This is a genomic window from Nonomuraea sp. NPDC026600 (assembly GCF_040638335.1).
In the GTDB taxonomy this organism is placed as follows: Bacteria; Actinomycetota; Actinomycetes; order Streptosporangiales; family Streptosporangiaceae; genus Nonomuraea.
On record NZ_JBEZYD010000004.1, the window covers coordinates 510,294 to 525,365 of the forward strand.

18 protein-coding genes are annotated in these 15,072 nt (G+C 69.0%); 5 read left to right on the top strand and 13 right to left on the bottom strand.

Features of this window, described 5'->3' with window-relative positions:
- The first annotated feature begins 51 nt into the window (after positions 1–51).
- Genes AB0F17_RS12645 through AB0F17_RS12660 form a run of 4 tightly spaced genes read left to right on the top strand, consistent with a single transcriptional unit; the run spans position 52 to position 2,837 of the window.
- Positions 52–1,197: an NADH-quinone oxidoreductase subunit D gene (locus AB0F17_RS12645; protein ID WP_358020678.1), complete on the top strand. Its 1,146-nt coding sequence runs from the start codon at positions 52–54 to the stop codon at positions 1,195–1,197.
- The gene (locus AB0F17_RS12650) at positions 1,194–2,300 is read left to right on the top strand and encodes an acyltransferase (RefSeq protein WP_358020680.1); all 1,107 of its coding nucleotides are present in this window, start codon (positions 1,194–1,196) and stop codon (positions 2,298–2,300) included. Before AB0F17_RS12645 ends, AB0F17_RS12650 begins: the two co-directional genes overlap by 4 nt.
- Before the next feature lie 22 nt (positions 2,301–2,322).
- A complete protein-coding gene (locus tag AB0F17_RS12655; protein ID WP_358020683.1) occupies positions 2,323–2,523 on the top strand; it encodes a hypothetical protein in 201 nt (66 codons plus the stop codon).
- Positions 2,520–2,837 carry a type II toxin-antitoxin system PemK/MazF family toxin gene (locus AB0F17_RS12660; RefSeq protein ID WP_358020686.1) on the top strand — a complete coding sequence of 106 codons (318 nt, stop codon included), beginning with the start codon at positions 2,520–2,522 and terminating at the stop codon, positions 2,835–2,837. Before AB0F17_RS12655 ends, AB0F17_RS12660 begins: the two co-directional genes overlap by 4 nt.
- Here AB0F17_RS12660 and AB0F17_RS12665 read toward each other — a convergent pair.
- The 11 genes from AB0F17_RS12665 to dacB all read right to left on the bottom strand — a co-directional run bounded on the left by AB0F17_RS12665 (position 2,822) and on the right by dacB (position 12,530).
- Positions 2,822–3,277: a DUF3180 domain-containing protein gene (locus AB0F17_RS12665; RefSeq protein ID WP_358020689.1), complete on the bottom strand. Its 456-nt coding sequence runs from the start codon at positions 3,275–3,277 to the stop codon at positions 2,822–2,824. The genes AB0F17_RS12660 and AB0F17_RS12665 overlap by 16 nt on opposite strands.
- Positions 3,274–3,777, bottom strand: a complete 504-nt coding sequence (folK, locus tag AB0F17_RS12670; protein WP_358020692.1) for a 2-amino-4-hydroxy-6-hydroxymethyldihydropteridine diphosphokinase — start codon at positions 3,775–3,777, stop codon at positions 3,274–3,276. Before folK ends, AB0F17_RS12665 begins: the two co-directional genes overlap by 4 nt.
- Positions 3,778–3,802: 25 nt before the next feature.
- Entirely contained in the window at positions 3,803–4,168 is a 366-nt protein-coding gene (gene folB, locus AB0F17_RS12675) for a dihydroneopterin aldolase (RefSeq protein ID WP_214641970.1), read from the bottom strand.
- Positions 4,158–4,601 (bottom strand): nuclear transport factor 2 family protein, encoded by a 444-nt coding sequence (locus AB0F17_RS12680; protein ID WP_358020696.1) that lies wholly within the window; start codon positions 4,599–4,601, stop codon positions 4,158–4,160. Before AB0F17_RS12680 ends, folB begins: the two co-directional genes overlap by 11 nt.
- A complete protein-coding gene (gene folP / locus AB0F17_RS12685) occupies positions 4,598–5,404 on the bottom strand; it encodes a dihydropteroate synthase (protein WP_358020871.1) in 807 nt (268 codons plus the stop codon). Before folP ends, AB0F17_RS12680 begins: the two co-directional genes overlap by 4 nt.
- Before the next feature lie 119 nt (positions 5,405–5,523).
- Entirely contained in the window at positions 5,524–6,102 is a 579-nt protein-coding gene (folE, locus tag AB0F17_RS12690) for a GTP cyclohydrolase I FolE (protein WP_214641972.1), read from the bottom strand.
- Entirely contained in the window at positions 6,099–8,093 is a 1,995-nt protein-coding gene (gene ftsH, locus AB0F17_RS12695) for an ATP-dependent zinc metalloprotease FtsH (protein WP_358020699.1), read from the bottom strand. The genes folE and ftsH overlap by 4 nt, the downstream gene beginning before the upstream one ends.
- Positions 8,094–8,319: 226 nt before the next feature.
- On the bottom strand, positions 8,320–8,871 hold the full coding sequence (gene hpt / locus AB0F17_RS12700) for a hypoxanthine phosphoribosyltransferase (protein WP_358020702.1): 552 nt from the start codon (positions 8,869–8,871) through the stop codon (positions 8,320–8,322).
- Between the two features lie 11 nt (positions 8,872–8,882).
- Positions 8,883–9,878: a tRNA lysidine(34) synthetase TilS gene (tilS, locus tag AB0F17_RS12705; RefSeq protein WP_358020874.1), complete on the bottom strand. Its 996-nt coding sequence runs from the start codon at positions 9,876–9,878 to the stop codon at positions 8,883–8,885.
- A gap of 4 nt (positions 9,879–9,882) precedes the next feature.
- Positions 9,883–10,959 carry a zinc-dependent metalloprotease gene (locus AB0F17_RS12710; RefSeq protein WP_358020705.1) on the bottom strand — a complete coding sequence of 359 codons (1,077 nt, stop codon included), beginning with the start codon at positions 10,957–10,959 and terminating at the stop codon, positions 9,883–9,885.
- 149 nt (positions 10,960–11,108) lie between these two features.
- A complete protein-coding gene (dacB, locus tag AB0F17_RS12715) occupies positions 11,109–12,530 on the bottom strand; it encodes a D-alanyl-D-alanine carboxypeptidase/D-alanyl-D-alanine-endopeptidase (protein ID WP_358020708.1) in 1,422 nt (473 codons plus the stop codon).
- A gap of 72 nt (positions 12,531–12,602) precedes the next feature.
- On the opposite strand from dacB, the gene AB0F17_RS12720 reads away from it, so the two are divergent.
- Positions 12,603–13,097 (top strand): inorganic diphosphatase, encoded by a 495-nt coding sequence (locus AB0F17_RS12720; protein WP_214641977.1) that lies wholly within the window; start codon positions 12,603–12,605, stop codon positions 13,095–13,097.
- A 118-nt stretch (positions 13,098–13,215) separates the two neighbouring features.
- Here AB0F17_RS12720 and AB0F17_RS12725 read toward each other — a convergent pair whose 3' ends face one another.
- The gene (locus AB0F17_RS12725) at positions 13,216–14,337 is read right to left on the bottom strand and encodes an NlpC/P60 family protein (RefSeq protein ID WP_358020712.1); all 1,122 of its coding nucleotides are present in this window, start codon (positions 14,335–14,337) and stop codon (positions 13,216–13,218) included.
- Between the two features lie 54 nt (positions 14,338–14,391).
- Positions 14,392–15,063, bottom strand: coding sequence for a hypothetical protein (locus AB0F17_RS12730; RefSeq protein WP_358020715.1), 672 nt, complete (start codon positions 15,061–15,063; stop codon positions 14,392–14,394).
- Between the last annotated feature and the right edge of the window lie 9 nt (positions 15,064–15,072).

A 15,072-nucleotide genomic window follows, 5' to 3' on the forward strand; every position in this document is an offset into this window, starting at 1 on the left:
TGACCCTGTCCTGTGCTGGATCACCACCACTGCTGGTGGCAGCATTGCCATATGACGGAACGCGTGGTCGGGATCGGCGTCGGGGCGAAAGAGCTGGCCACCGAGGACATGATCCTCAATATCGGCCCACAGCACCCGTCGACGCACGGCGTGCTCAGGCTGCGGCTCACCCTCGACGGCGAGCGCATCGCCACGGCCGAGCCGATCATCGGCTACATGCACCGGGGCGCGGAGAAGCTGTTCGAGGTCCGCGACTTCCGGCAGATCATCATGCTGGCCAACAGGCACGACTGGCTGGCGGGGTTCGCCAACGAGCTGGGCGTGGTCCTGGCCGCCGAGCGCATGCTGGGCATGGAGGTGCCGGTCCGGGCCGTCTGGGCGCGTACGCTGCTGGCCGAGCTCAACCGGGTGCTGAGCCACCTGATGTTCCTCGGCTCGTACCCGCTGGAGTTGGGCGCGATCACGCCGATCTTCTACGCCTTCAACGAGCGCGAGCGCATCCAGGCCGTGATGGAGGAGATCTCCGGCGGCCGGATGCACTACATGTTCAACCGGGTCGGCGGGCTGAAGGAGGACCTGCCGCTCGGCTGGCTCGACCGGGTGTCGGAGACCGTCGCCGAGACCCGGCGCCGCGTGCCGGACATCGAGGACCTCATCCTCAACAACGAGATCTTCCTCGCCCGCACCAAGGGCGTCGGCGTCCTGTCCCGCGAGCAGGTCCTGCAGTACGGCGTGAGCGGCCCCATCGCCCGCGCCTCCGGCGTCGACATCGACCTGCGCCGCGACCAGCCGTACCTCGCCTATCCCGAGCTGGCGGTGAAGGTCGTCACACGCACCGCGGGCGACTGCCACGCCCGCTTCGAGATCCTGCTAGAGCAGCTCAAGGTCTCGCTGGAGCTGGCCGACGCCTGCGTCGAGCGGCTGCGCTCGCTGCCGCCGGGCCCCATCAACCAGCGGCTGCCCAAGGTGCTGAAGGTGCCGGAAGGGCACACGTACGCCTGGACCGAGAACCCCCTCGGCATCAACGGCTACTACCTCGTATCCAAGGGAGACAAGACCCCATGGCGGCTCAAGCTCCGCTCCGCCTCCTACAGCAACATCCAGGTGCTCCGGGAGATGCTGCCGGGGCACCTCGTGGCCGACATGGTGGCGATCCTCGGCTCGATGTTCTTCGTCGTGGGTGACATCGACAAGTGACCGCCGTCGTGACTCCGCAGCGAGACAAATACGTCGACTGGCTGCGCGCCCTCAGCCTGATCGTCGTGGTGGTGTGGCATTGGGCGTTCACCATCCTGCAGTGGAAGCCGGATGGGCCCGAGCCGACCAGCCCGCTCGGCTTCACCTCGGGGCTGTGGATTCTCACCTGGCTGCTTCAGGTGCTGCCGCTCTTCTTCTACGTCGGCGGCCACGTTCACCTGCTGTCGTGGAACCGCGCGCAGGCCCGCGGCGTCGGGATCGGCCGGTTCGTCTTTCGGCGCATCCGCGCGCTGTCCGCCCCCGCGCTCGTGCTGGCGGGCGTGTGGATCGCCATCGGCGCGGTCGTGACCTGGGTGTTCCACGTCGAGTGGATGTGGCGGGTGGTGCTGCTCGTGCTCAGCCCGCTCTGGTTCCTCGGCGTCTACCTGGTGCTGATCGCGCTGCTGCCCGTGGCGCTGTGGCTGCACCGCCACTACGACGTGCTGGTGCTCATCTGGCTGGGCGGCGCCGCCTTGGTGGTCGACGTGGTCCGCTTCCGGTACGGCGTCGATTGGGTCGGCTGGCTGAACATGATCATCGTGTGGGGGCTGGCCCACCAGGCCGGCTTCTTCTACGACCGGGTCGTCATCCTGCCCCGGCGCTATGACGTGGGCATCCTGTGGACCGGGCTGTTCGCCCTGTTCGGCCTCGTCTACTCCGGCATCTACCCGGGCTCGATGGTCGGGGTGCCCGGCGACAAGTGGTCGAACATGGCCCCGCCCACCTTCGTCATCGTGGCTCTGCTGCTCTTCCAGATCGGGCTGGTGGAGGTGTTGCGGCCGTCGATGGAGCGGGTTCTGGAGAAGCCCGGATGGCGCCGGGTCAACGACACCATCAACCGCTTCGCCCTGCCGCTGTTCCTCTTCCACACCACCGGCATGGCGATCGCGCTGGGCCTGCTGTGGTGGTTCTTCGGCACGCTCGGCGGCGAGGTGCCACCGGACCTCAGATGGTGGCTGGAGCGCCCGCTCGCCATCCTGGGCCCGCTGGTCTGCACCCTCCCGGTCGTCTACCTCTTCGGCCGCCGACGAGCCTCTGCCGAACATGTGCATGACAAGAGTTGAACATGGCCGCTACACTGAGCACATGATGGCTAACATCGGGTTCCGAGCTACCCCCGAAGACGAACGCATCATCCAAACCGCCATGCGGGAGGGCGAGCGGACCAGCGACGTGATCCGGCGCGCGCTCCGCCTGCTCGAGCGGGAGGTCTGGGTCATGCAGGCACGCGCCGACGCCAAGCGGCTGGCCGACGAGGACCTGTCCGAGGAAGAGGATGCCTGGTGATTCGCGGCGCCATTTACCGAATCGACCTAGGCGACGCGAAGAGGGGACACGAGCAGCGTGGTCGCCGCTACGGCCTCGTGCTCAGCCTTGCGGACATGTCGTGGAGCGTGGCCACGGTGATCCCCACTTCCACCAGCGCGAATGCCGCCCTCTTCCGCCCCGAGGTGGAGTTCGGCGGGCAGCGGACTAAGCTGCTCGTTGACCAGATCCGCACGATCGACGCCAGCTTCATCCATGCAGAGCCCGTCTACTACCTGGGCCGCGACGAAATGGCCGAAGTCGAGCATGCGGTCATGCACTACCTGGGCCTCTGATCCTCAGGATCCTTCGGGATGCGGCAGGCGTGCTCCAGGAAGAGGGCGGCGCAGATCAGCACCACGAACGCCAGCAGCGAGCCCGCCGCGATGAAGAACTCGATCCGTGGCGTCTCCCTGGTGAACAACTGGACCGTGTGCAGGGCGAACCCGCCGAAGAAGCCCGCGAACACCGCCCCCACGTAGGCCGACGCCTTGCCCAGTGCCGCCAGCCGGGCCACCGCCAGGGGCTCGACCGGCTTGGTGTCAGGTTTGTGGTCGATCCTGGCCTTCGTCACCCATCCGCTGTAGGCCTCACCGACGGCCAGCAGCAGGACGGTGGGGATGGCGGTCCACGGCACGATGGGGAGGTCGGCGTAGAACTTCCGGACCACCATCCAGGAGACCAACGCCACGATCACGATGATCCCGACCAGCAGGCCGGGGCGGGTGGGCCTCAATCCGGCCTCTGCAGCTTGAGATCCTCACGCAGCCGTACGCCGCTCTGGTCGAGGTCCGTGAGCAGGTCGGCGACCTGACCCTGGCCGGGCAGCACGCCGTTCGGGTCCACCTCCGACCAGGGGACGAGGATGAAGGCCCGCTCGTGCGCGAGCGGGTGCGGCAACGTCAGGTCGGGGTCGTCGGAGATCGTGCCGCCCACGGTGATCAGGTCGATGTCGAGCGTACGGGGGCCCCAGCGTTCCTTGCGCTCCCGCCCGAAGGCGTTCTCGACGTTCAGCGCCCGCTCCAGCAGCGCGCGCGGCTGGAGCGTGGTCTCGGCGATGACGATCGCGTTGAGGAAGGGGCGCTGCCCGGCGGGACCGCCGACGGGGTCGGTCTCGTAGACGGGCGAGGCCGCGACGAACGACAGCCCCGGCGCGTCGAACAGTGTGTCGATGGCGCCCTGCAACGTCTGGAAGCGCCGCCCGAGATTGCTGCCGAGAGACAGTACGACGTTCACCTGCTGCTCCCCTCGATCACGACGTTCATTCGCGACTCCGTTGGATGGTGACGACCACGTCGTCGAACGGCAGCGGGATCGGTGCCGCGGGCTTGTGCACACTCACCTCGACCGACTCCACCAGGCCGGCGGCCAGGCATACGTCGGCGAGGCGCTGCGCGAGCGTCTCGATCAGCTCGACCGGCTCGCCTTCCACGACCCCGACCAGTGCCTGGGCGAGCTCGCCATAGTGGACCGTCTTGGTGAGGTCGTCGGAGGCGGCGGCGGGCGCGGTGTCGAGGAACAGCGTCGCGTCGACGACGAACTCCTGCCCCAGCTCACGCTCGGCCGCCAGCACGCCGTGTCGTCCCCGGGCCCGCAGGCCCTTCAGCGCGATGCGATCAGACCTCAAGCTCGCCTTCCTCCTCGTCGTCGTCACCCTGGAGCACCGGCGAACCGTGGTGCATCCACAGCCGCCAGCCCTGCGTCGTGCGCACGTAGACGTTACTGGCCACCACCTTGCCGGCGGCGAAGCTGGACTCGCCCTCCTCGCCGGCGGTGAGGATGTTCTCGACGCAGGTGAGCACGGCCACGTCGCCCAGCACGGTGGTGTTGACGTCGGTCAGCACGAACTGGATGTAGGTGGTGTTGGCCATGATGAGCGCCCAGGAGCGCAGTACCTCGGACCGCCCGGACAGCAGGGTCCAGCCCGGATGCACGCAGCTGACCTGCTCGTCGGCGGAGTCCTCCGCCCAGATCTCGGTCATCTTGTCCAGGTTGGCGTCCTCGATCGCGAGATAGAAGTCCTGGTTGACCGTCTCGATCGCGGCGGTGTCGACACTCATGTGTTGGCTCCGGGTCTCTTCCATGCGGCGGCCACGCGCACGGCATCGGCATTGGGACCTACTTCGTGCACTCGTACGCACCAGGCGCCGGCGTGCGCGGCCAGCGCCGTCACGGCCACCGTGGCGTCGTCACTGCGGCTGAACGGGCGCGGCGTGCCGTCGGCGTCGGCGAGCAGCCGCCCCAGGAACCGCTTGCGCGAGGCCCCGATCAGCAGCGGATAGCCCAGCTCGGCCAGCTCGCCCATCCCGGCGAGCAGTGCCCAGTTGTGCGCGGGGTTCTTCGCGAAGCCCAGCCCGGGGTCGAGCACGATCTGCTGCTCGGCCACGCCTTCGGCCAGCACCAGGTCGACCCGCTTGGCGAGCTCCTCACGCACCTCGGTCACGACGTCGGTGTAGACGGCCCGGCGCTCCATGTCGTGACTGTGGCCGCGCCAGTGCATCACCACGTAGTCGACGCCGGTGGCGGCCACCACGCGCGGCATGGCCGGATCGGCCAGGCCGCCGCTCACGTCGTTGACCAGACTCGCCCCCGCCTCCACCGCGGCCTTGGCGACCTCGGCCCGCATGGTGTCGACGCTGACCGTCACTCCCTCGGCGCTGAGCGCCCTGATCACCGGCACGACGCGGGCCAGCTCCTCGTCGAGCGGCACCCTGGCGGCGCCGGGGCGGGTGGACTCACCGCCCACGTCGACGATGTCGGCCCCCTCACCTACCAGCTCCAGACCGTGCCGGATCGCGGCCGCCTCGTCGAACCAATGGCCGCCGTCGGAGAACGAGTCCGGCGTGACGTTGACCACGCCCATGACGAGGCACCGCGCCCCAGCTCCGACAACCATGCCCCAAGCCTAGGCGGTCGTGGTTGGTGGGGTCTGTGGAGGGTGCCCACACGAAAATAACAATCCGATCCGCGCCATCTGGCTCTTTATCGGTGCAGGATGAGCGCCATCGCCTCGGCGCGGGTCTTGTCACTCGTACGGAAGTCACCGCGCACCGCCGACGTCACCGTCTTGGCACCCGGCTTGCGAACCCCGCGCATGGTCATGCACAGGTGCTCGCACTCCACCACCACGATCACCCCGCGCGGCTCCAGGACCCGCATCAGGGCGTCGGCGATCTGCGACGTCATCCGCTCCTGCACCTGCGGGCGGCGGGCGAACACGTCCACCAGGCGGGCCAGCTTGGACAGCCCGGTCACCTGGCCGCGCTCGTTGGGGATGTAGCCCACGTGGGCCACCCCGTGGAAGGGCACCAGGTGGTGTTCGCAGGTGGAGTAGACCTCGATGTCCCTGACAAGCACCATCTCGTCGTGGTCGACGTCGAACACCTTGTTGAGCACGTCCTCCGGCGTCTGTCCGAGGCCGGAGAACTGCTCGGCGTAGGCCCGGGCCACCCGGGAAGGGGTGTCGAGGAGGCCGTCACGGTCGGGATCCTCGCCGATGGCGTACAGGATCTCGCGGACGGCCTTCTCGATCCGGCCCAGGTCTACGTCGTGCGACTTCACGCACTGTCTCCAGAGGGCAGCGCATCATGGTGGCTCGCGGTGAGCGAGCCGTTGGCCGACAGCTCCTTCGGGGTCAGGATCGGCGGGCGGTCCGAGGGGAGCCGCTTGCCGTAACCCGCGTAGGACGGGCGGTGCTCCTTGACGACGACCGAGGCGAAGATGTCCAGCACCTGGGCGCGGGAGAGCGTCTCCTTCTCCATGAGCTGCAGCACCAGGTTGTCGAGCACGTCGCGGTATTCGACCAGGATGTCCCACGCCTGGTCGTGCGCCGTCTCGATCATCCGGCGGACCTCCTCGTCGATCGTCGAAGCGATCTTCTCGGAGTAGTCGCGCTCGTGGCCCATCTCGCGGCCCAGGAAGACCTCGGCCGTCCCGGAGCCGAACTTACGGGCGCCGAGCTGCTCGCTCATGCCGTATTCGGTCACCATGCGGCGGGCGACCGCCGTGGCCTTCTCGATGTCGTTGGAGGCACCGGTGGTGGGCTCGTGGAAGACGAGCTCCTCCGCCGCGCGACCGCCGATCAGCATCGCGAGCTGGTCCATCATCTCGGACCTGGTGGCCAGGAACTTGTCCTCCATCGGCAGCGTCATGGTGTAACCCAGGGCGCGGCCACGGGACAGGATCGTGATCTTGTGGACCGGGTCGGAGTTGGGCAGCGCGTGCGCCACCAACGCGTGACCGCCTTCGTGATAGGCGATCATCTTCTTTTCCTTGTCGGACATGACCCGCGACTTGCGCTCGGGTCCTGCCATGACGCGGTCGATCGACTCCTCGAGGATGTCCATCGAGATCAGCTTCTTGTCGGCGCGCGCGGTGAGCAGCGCCGCCTCGTTGATCACGTTGGCCAGGTCGGCGCCGGTGAACCCGGGGGTCCGTCGGGCGATGACGTCGAGGTCGACGTCCGGCTCGAACGGCTTGCCGCGGCCGTGGACCCTGAGGATGCCCTTGCGGCCCTCCAGGTCGGGGCGGTCGACGGTGACCTGCCGGTCGAAGCGGCCCGGACGCAGCAGCGCCGGGTCGAGGATGTCGGGCCGGTTCGTCGCGGCGATGAGGATCACGCCGCCCTTGACGTCGAAGCCGTCCATCTCGACGAGCAGCTGGTTGAGCGTCTGCTCGCGCTCGTCGTGGCCGCCGCCCAGGCCCGCGCCGCGGTGCCGGCCGACGGCGTCGATCTCGTCGATGAAGATGATCGCCGGTGCGTTCGCCTTCGCCTGCTCGAACAGGTCGCGAACACGAGAGGCGCCGACGCCGACGAACATCTCGACGAAGTCGGAACCGGAGATCGAGTAGAACGGCACGCCGGCCTCACCCGCGACCGCGCGGGCGAGCAGCGTCTTGCCGGTGCCGGGCGGGCCGTACAGCAGCACGCCCTTGGGAATCTTCGCACCGATCGCCTGGAACTTGGCCGGGGCCTGCAAGAACTCCTTGATCTCCTGGAGCTCCTCGATGGCCTCGTCCGCGCCCGCGACGTCGGAGAAGGTGGTCTTCGGTGTGTCCTTGGTGATCAACTTGGCCTTGGACTTGCCGAAGCTCATCACCCTCGAGCCGCCGCCCTGCATCTGGTTCATGATGAACAGGAAGATGAGCACGATGATGACGATCGGCAGGAAGCTCACCAGGATGCTGATCAGGAAGTTCTCCTGGGGCACCTCGGTGGTGAAGCTCTTGGTGGTCTTGGCCTGAACCTGCGCCTGCAGCTCTTCGGTCAGCTTCGGCCCGTAGCCGGCGACCCAGTCAGACTGGATCATGTTGGTCGGCGTGTCGCCCGCCCTGACCGTGATCGGCTTGTTCAGCGTCAGCTCGATCCGCTGATCCTTGTCAACGATCTTCGCGTTGCTTACGTTGCCGTCGCGAATCTGCTGGAGGACTGTGGACGTGTCGGCCTGCTTGAAGTTGCCGCCGCCGCTCCAGAGCTGGGTGACGAGCAGGAGTAGCACGACGATGCCCAGGATCCACAGCAGTGGCCCACGTGTAAATCGCTTGAGATCCATCCGATGCGGAACCCCTTGCGGGCCCGTCCCTTCCTGACCATGGCCTGGAACCCCGGGAATGTCCCGGGGCCGCGGCATCCGACGCCGCGACTTCTGACTACCCGAAGGGGACGCTTGGTCACCCTCCCGGAGTCAGAAGGTACACCGGGGAAGCGAGCGGAGGGACCGCCCGCTACACCGGTCTTGCCCTACCAACGTACGTCAGGTGGCGCGGTGTTCCCGGCGACTACTTGTAAACATGGGGAGCCAGCGTCCCGATGAAGGGGAGATTGCGATAACGCTCCGCGTAGTCGAGCCCATAGCCGATGACGAACTCGCTGGGAATGTCGAAACCGACGTACTTCACCTCGATCGGCACCTTCACCGCGTCGGGCTTGCGCAGCGCGGCGCAGATCTCCAGCGACGCCGGGTTGCGCGACTTCAAGTTCTCCAGCAGCCAGTGGAGGGTCAGTCCTGAGTCGATGATGTCCTCGACGATCAGCACGTGGCGGCCCATGATGTCGGTGTCGAGGTCCTTCAGCACCCGTACGACGCCGGACGACTTGGTGCCCGCGCCGTAGGACGACACCGCCATCCAGTCCATCTGAACAGGCACGTGCAGGGCTCTGGCCAGGTCGGCCATCACCATGACCGCGCCTTTCAACACGCCCACGAGCAGGATGTCCGTGCCCGCGTAGTCGGCGTCGATCCGCCCGGCAAGCTCTTTGATCTTGGCCTGGAGCTCGTCCTGGGGAATCAGGACTTTCTCGAGGTCCTTGCCCATATCGGCAGCATCCACCTGATGGTTCCTTACGCGATGGGACTCATGGCGACTATCAGGGTGTCATACCGCCGCACAGCGGCCAGCCCCCCGGGTAGATCCACGGCCTTCTGCCCGCGCCACGCCGTGATCAGCCGGTCCACGGCACGCACGTGGGTCGCGGAGAGGGCCCCGGACGGTGTTCCCGCCGCGATGGCCGCCCGTCGCAGCACGCGCCGCCGGACGGCGCCTGGGAGACGTTCCAGCTCGGGTACGGCCAGTGTCACCGAACCGGCGATATCGCTTAGAGCGCAATCCTGATAGGCCGTTTCGGCCCATGCGTCGAGGGCGTCGGCGTCGTCTCTGGCGAGATCGGCCGTCCTGGCGAGCGCCTCGGACACGCCGGGACCCAGTTCCGACTCCAGCAGCGGGAGCACCCTGGTGCGTACCCGGACGCGGGTGTAGCGGGGATCCTCATTGTGCGGATCGTCCCAGGGGCTGAGGCCGAGCGCCGTACACGCGGCGACCGTGGTGGCGCGGGAGAGGGAGAGCAGCGGCCGGCGATAGCGGCCGGTCACCGGAGCCATGCCGGACAGCGACCTGAGCCCGCTCCCCCTGGCCAGGCCGAGCAGCACCGTTTCGGCCTGGTCGTCCCTGGTGTGGCCGAGCAGCACGGCCGCGGCCTGGCGCTTGTCGGCCGCCTCGGCGAGAGCGGCGTAGCGGGCGTCCCTGGCCGCCGCTTCCGGGCCGCCGGTCGTACCGACGTCCACGGTGAGGATGTCGGCATGGTCGAGGCCCAGGGCCGGGGCCAGTGCGGCCACCGTCTCCGCGCGTGCGGCGGAGCCTTCCTGGAGCTGGTGGTCCACCGTGAGCAGCCCGGCCCTCAGGCCCGCGCGCGGCGCGACGAAGCCGAGCGCGGCGGCGAGCGCGAGGGAGTCGGCTCCCCCGCTGCACGCCACCAGCACGAGCTCGCCGTCGCCTACGTCGGCCAGCGCCTCGCGGACGGCCCTGCGGACGTCCGCGACTGCCGGGTGCGGGCCCATGATCAGGTCAGGCGGGCAGGGCGTTGCTGCCGGTCACACGGCGTACCCAGGCGCTGGGGTCGGTGATCTCGGCTGTCGTCGGCAGGGTCTCGGGCGAGGTCCAGACGCGGTTGAAGCCGTCCATGCCGGCCTGCTCCACCACCGCGCGGACGAAGGCCGAGCCCTCGGCGTACTGCTTCATCTTGACCTCGATGCCCAGCAGCCGCCGGACCGTGCGGTCGATGCGCGAGCCGCCCTCGCGGCGATGGGCGAACTTGGCGCGGATGTCGGCCACCGACGGCACCACCGAAGGGCCGACGGCGTCCATGACGTAGTCGCCGTGCCCTTCGACCAGTGTCATCACGGCCGTGAGCCGGTCGAGGATCTCCTTCTGGGCAGGCGTCTGGATGGCGTCGATGAGGTTGCCCTCGCCGCCGCGCACCACCTCGGCCACCGTGTCGGCGGCGCTGCGCAGCCGCTCCAGCAGCGTGCCCAGGTCGAGGTCGGAGGCCAGCAGGAACTCGGTCATCTGCGAGCGAATGTATTCGCGCAGCCACGGCACCCCGGTGAACTGCACGCGGTGCGTCTCCTCGTGCAGGCACACCCAGAGGCGGAAGTCGTGCGGGTCGACGTTCATCTCGCGCTCGGCGTGCACGATGTTGGGCGCGACGAGCGTCAGACGCCCCGCCGGCTCGCGGCCGGTCGGGTCGGGCGGCAGGAACAGCTCATACTGGCCGAGCACCCGCGAGGCGAGGAAGGCGAGCACCGCGCCCACCTCCACGCCGGTGATGCGGGAGCCCACGGCCGTGACGAATGCCGGTGGCGGGTTGGCTCCGGCGCCGACCCGCTGGGTGAGCGGTTCGAGCACCACGCGGAAGCCCTCGACGTTGGCCTTGATCCAGCCGGGGCGGTCGACGATGGTCGCCGCCTCTGGCGCGGTCTCAGTGTGGATCTTGGTGAACTCGCGTACGTGTCCCTCGGCCTCGCGTGACAGAGCGCGGAGTTCGGTGACGGCCTGCCTGGCCTCCTCCCGGCTCACCTGAGGACCGGGGCGCACCAGGCGCGTGCCGGTCGTGACGGCCAGATCCCAGTCGATCACCTGCATAACGTCCACCGTACGTGGTTCACGGTCGACCCGCGAAGGAGCGCCGGTGTCTGGAGTGAGGAGAGAGGGAGCGAAGCGACTGAACGACGATCGGAAGACACCGGATTCCAGCGACTGAGCCGCGATCCGAAGGATCGCCATAAGCAGGCTCAGGATCTTGCGACGATGGCGGCGAGGCGGTCCAGGACGGGTTCGGCGGAGGCCGGTACGCGGTCCGCCAGGAAGGCGAAGGTGACCAGCCGGCCGTCCTTGGTGGTGGCCATGCCGGCCAGGGTGTTGACGTTGTTGAGCGTGCCGGTCTTGGCGCGTACGAGGCCGACCTGACCCTTGCTGTCGCTGCCGGTGAAGCGCCGGCCGTTGCCGAGCGTGCCGCTGAATCCGGCGATCGGCATGCCGGAGGCGATGGCGTGCAGGTCGGGGTGGGCCGCGGCGGAGGCGGTCGAGATGACCCGGGCCAGCCCGTCGGCGCTGATGCGGTTGCGGGCGGACAGGCCGCTGCCGTCGTAGACCTGGATGCCCTTGGCCGCGCCGATCCGCTGCAGCACCGCGAGCACGGCCCCGGTCGCGCCCTGGAAGGACGCCGGCTGCCCTTCCTTGATGGCGACGTGCCTGGCCAGTGCCTCGGCCAGGTCGTTGTCGCTGAACGTCAGCGTGTGCTCGACCAGGGAGTAGACCGGCGCCGAGTCGACCCTGCCGAGCTCGGCGGCCCCGGCGGGCGCCTTGCCCGGCCGTACGGACCTGGCGACGCGCACGCCGTACCTGCCCAGGAGCCTGGCGAACGCGGCGGCGGCGTACTGCGGCGGGTTGGAGACGCGCGGCTGCCTCGCGGCTGGGTCGCGCCGCCCCTCGTCGATCGCCAGCGCGTAGACGGGCGCCACCTCGCCGTCGGGCACGTAGCCGGGCTTCCAGCCGGGCGCCAGCGTGGAACCGGTGAACAGGGAGGCGTCGTAGGAGAGCGTGACCTTGGTGATGCCCTTGGCCTTCAACGCGGCGGCGGTGCGCGAGGCGAGGGTGACGAGCGAGGCCTGCTTGGGGTACTGCAGGGACCTGGCCGACGGCCCGGCGAGCGTCGGGTCGCCACCGCCCACCAGCACGATCGAGTTGGCCGACTGCCCCTGCGTCACCCGGGTCGACAGACGCGCGTCGGGGCCGAGCGAGGCCAGCGCGGCCGTGCAGGTCACCAGCTTGGTGGTGGAGGCCGGGGTGATGCCGATGTCGGCGTTGGAGGCGAAGATCCGCTGACCGGTGGCGGCGTCGATGACCACCGCGCCCACCCGGTCCCCCAGCTCTTTGTCACCCAGGGCATCGGTGAGCTGCCGGGTCAAAGTACGCTTGGCGGCGAGAGGTCCGTCTCCGGCCTTCACCTGAAGCTGGGCCAGCACCGGCCCCGCGGTGATCACGGGGACGGGGGGAGACCCTTCGGGAGACGGTGTCGGTTCGGTCGGTGACGACCCCCTCGTCAACGCACCCAGACTGAACTCATTGGTCATCGCATAAACGCCGATGACGATGGTCAGCACCTGGAGCATGACGAGAGTGGTCAGCATCACCCACCGCTCGTGCCGCGCCACGTCGCCTGACCTCTCTCCTGGTGTTCGCCTACGAGACATTAACGCCCACTCGGCGTGAGCGGAGGAACCGCGGTGGAGTTCGACGTTGTCGTTGAGATTCCCAAGGGACAACGGAACAAGTACGAAGTGGACCATGAAACCGGTCGCATCAGGCTTGACCGGCTGCTGTTCACCTCTACGCAGTACCCCGCCGACTACGGGTTCATCGAGAACACGCTAGGCGAAGACGGCGACCCGCTCGACGCTCTGGTGCTGCTCCAGGAGCCGACTTTCCCTGGCTGTTACATCAGCTGCCGCGCGGTCGGCATGTTCCGGATGACGGATGAGAAGGGCGGAGACGACAAGGTCCTCTGCGTCCCGGCCACCGACCCGCGGATGGAGCACATCCGCGACATCCATCACGTGCCGGAGTTCGACCGGCTGGAGATCCAGCACTTCTTCGAGGTCTACAAGGACCTGGAGCCCGGCAAGTCCGTCGAGGGCGCCAACTGGGTGGGCCGGATGGAGGCCGAGGTCGAGATCAAGCGGTCCTTCCAGCGCGCCAAGGACGAGGGGCACGCCCACTGACCGAGTTGATGGCGATCCTGCGGATCGCGGCTCAGTCGCTGGAATCCGGTGTCTTCCACTCGTCGTTCAGTCGCTACGCTCCCTCACTCCTCACTCCAGACACCGGCGCTCCTTCGCGTCACTGGGGCCTGGTGGCGCCCACCAGGTCCCCCCGCCACATCGAGGCGACCCGCACCACGTCGCCGGTCTGCGGCGCGTGCACCATGAGCCCGTCCCCGACGTACATGCCGACGTGGTGGATCGTGTCCGGGTCGTCGGCGACGTAGCCGAAGAACAGCAGGTCGCCGCGGCGCAACTGATCGAGCGGCACGTGCGGGCCCGAGCTCCACTGGGTGCCGGTCCAGTGGTCGAGGCCGACGCCCGCCTGCTCCCAGGCCCGCATGGTCAGGCCCGAGCAGTCGAAGCTGTCCGGGCCGTCGGCTGCCCACACGTACGGCTTGCCGAGCTGGGTCAGCGCCCAGTTGGCCGCGACGTCGCCCATGAGCGACCCGGACGCGTGCAGCCCGCGGCTGAGCCGCGCCTGCGCCAACGCCGCAGCACGGCGTCTGGCCAGCAGGTTCGCGTGGGTGCGCGCGGCGTCGACCCGCCGCTGCCACGCGGCCTGCTCGGTTTTCAGCTCCCTGGTCTCCTGCTTCTGCGCGGCGACGGCCTCCTCCGCGGCGATCTTGGCCTGCCTGGCGCGCTCGGACGCGGCCTCCTGCTCGGCGTACGCGCGGGCCGCCTGGCTCCGCAGGATGGCGGAGACCTCCTGGGCGTCCCGCATCCGGTCGAGCACCATGCCGACCTCGCCGCCGAGCTCCTGCAGAATGCTCGCCCGGTGCAGGAAACCGTCGCTGTCGCCGGTGTCGGTCAGCATGCCGAGGATCGGCCTGATCATGTCGAGCCCGCTGTAGTCCTGCACGGCCAGCAGCGCCACGGGCGCGCGGGCCTTCTCCACCTCGGCGTCGGCCAGCGCCAGCCGCGCCTGCGCCTGCTCGCGGCCCTGCTGGGCGTGCCGGAGGTGGACGAGCTCTCCGTTGTACGCCTCCACCAGCCGCTCCACCCCCGCCGCCAGGTCATCGAGCCGCGACTCGGCCTCGGCGAGCCGAGCGCTGGCCGTCCCCAGCTCCTTGGTCCGCTCCCGTACGGTGTGGCGAGCCTGATGCACCTTCCGCCGGGAAGGCCCGGGAGCAGCGTCAGCCGGCGGGCACAGGGTGACGAGCAGGCAGACAACCATGAGTCCGGCTCTTATGGCGTGCATAGTGCACACAGTTCCCGTCCGTCACTCTGTGTAACCCTGACCTCTTTCGTAACATCATCCACGCAACCGGAACAGGCGCTCTATCCACGGCCGGAGACCCACCGGGACCGGGCCCGTCCCCCGGGGATAGGTGAACACCGGCGTCTGCGTCCCATAGGCGGCGTGCAGCTCGGCCGCCCGGCACCAGTCGGCGCCCGCCCGGGCCACGGCCCAGGCCGCCGCGATGGCCGGACGGGACTCCGGATGCCGGTCGAAGGTCTGGTAGAGGGTCATCGTGGCGGCGGCGGCCACCGACCCGTCGCCGGGAAAGGCGGTGCCCGCCAGGTAAGGGGCGGCGACCCGGCCGCCATGACAGGTGCCGAGCGCCCAGGTCCAGTTGGCGAGCACCAGGCCGAGCACGGGCTCCGGCACCGCGGCCGCGGCGCCGTACATGCGCTCCTGGCGCTGGCCGGTCAGGCGGCGTGAGGTCCAGAGCCAGCCGAGCTCGGCCGGCGGTCCGGCCGGCGGCTCGCTCCCGGACAGCCAGGACAGGACGGCGAGGCCGCGGGCGGTGCGCAGGCGGCAGAGTTCGAGGATGTCGCGGAGCATGCGGGGGCCCTGGTCGAGCCAGGTGGGCCAGGCGATGTGATGGCTTCTGGCCATCAGCTCGGCCAGGCCCTCGCTGACCGGAAGAGGGCAGACCCGGCAGCCCAGTTGGGGGTCCTCGCGCAGTTGGTACAACTCCATGGGGAAGGG

What these genes read in the sequence shown, in the direction of transcription:
- AB0F17_RS12645 (WP_358020678.1), top strand. Translation starts at nt 52, where the DNA reads ATGACGGAACGCGTGGTCGGGATCGGCGTCGGGGCGAAAGAGCTGGCC.
- AB0F17_RS12655 (WP_358020683.1), top strand. Translation starts at nt 2,323, where the DNA reads ATGATGGCTAACATCGGGTTCCGAGCTACCCCCGAAGACGAACGCATC.
- AB0F17_RS12680 (WP_358020696.1), bottom strand. Translation starts at nt 4,601, where the DNA reads ATGAGTGTCGACACCGCCGCGATCGAGACGGTCAACCAGGACTTCTAT.
- folP (WP_358020871.1), bottom strand. Translation starts at nt 5,404, where the DNA reads ATGGGCGTGGTCAACGTCACGCCGGACTCGTTCTCCGACGGCGGCCAT.
- ftsH (WP_358020699.1), bottom strand. Translation starts at nt 8,093, where the DNA reads ATGGATCTCAAGCGATTTACACGTGGGCCACTGCTGTGGATCCTGGGC.
- AB0F17_RS12710 (WP_358020705.1), bottom strand. Translation starts at nt 10,959, where the DNA reads ATGCAGGTGATCGACTGGGATCTGGCCGTCACGACCGGCACGCGCCTG.
- AB0F17_RS12725 (WP_358020712.1), bottom strand. Translation starts at nt 14,337, where the DNA reads ATGCACGCCATAAGAGCCGGACTCATGGTTGTCTGCCTGCTCGTCACC.
- AB0F17_RS12730 (WP_358020715.1), bottom strand. Translation starts at nt 15,063, where the DNA reads ATGGAGTTGTACCAACTGCGCGAGGACCCCCAACTGGGCTGCCGGGTC.